Raw genomic sequence first — 401 nt, 5'->3', positions numbered from 1 at the left:
GGGCCGGGCCAGCAGGGCGCGGGCCGCGCGGCGCAGCAGGGTGCGGTCGCCGGTCGTGCCGGTGTGGGGCGCGGTGCGGCGGGCGAGGACCAGGGCGGTGGCCCGGCGGCCGGGGTCCTCGTCCCTCGCCCAGCGGTCGACGGCGCGGCAGGCGGCGGAGGGTTCGTCCTCGGCGAGGACGGCGAGGAGTTCGACGGCTCTGCGGTGGCCGCTGTCGATCAGGGCCTCGGTGAGGTGGTCGAGCGCGCCGTGGCGATGGGTGTGCAGGAGGGCCTGGGCGGCGGTGGCCACGGTGGCGTGCGGGGTGGCGGGCAGCGGGCGCTCGTCCTCGAACCAGCGGGTGAGGTGCGGCTGCCCGGCGGCCGGGTCGGCGGCGAGCAGCCGGGCCGCCGCGTCCAGAT

The 401-nt window shown here is 80.0% G+C and carries 1 pseudogene; it reads right to left on the bottom strand.

Going from position 1 to position 401, the window contains the following annotated elements:
- Positions 1-401, bottom strand: a pseudogene (locus GT030_RS04815) (serine protease); the annotation flags it as partial.

The organism is Streptomyces sp. SID1328 (assembly GCF_009865595.1).
GTDB classification, from domain to species: domain Bacteria; phylum Actinomycetota; class Actinomycetes; order Streptomycetales; family Streptomycetaceae; genus Streptomyces; species Streptomyces griseoluteus.
Note: the sequence above shows the minus strand (reverse complement) of the source record. Positions and strands in the feature narration are given on the sequence as shown.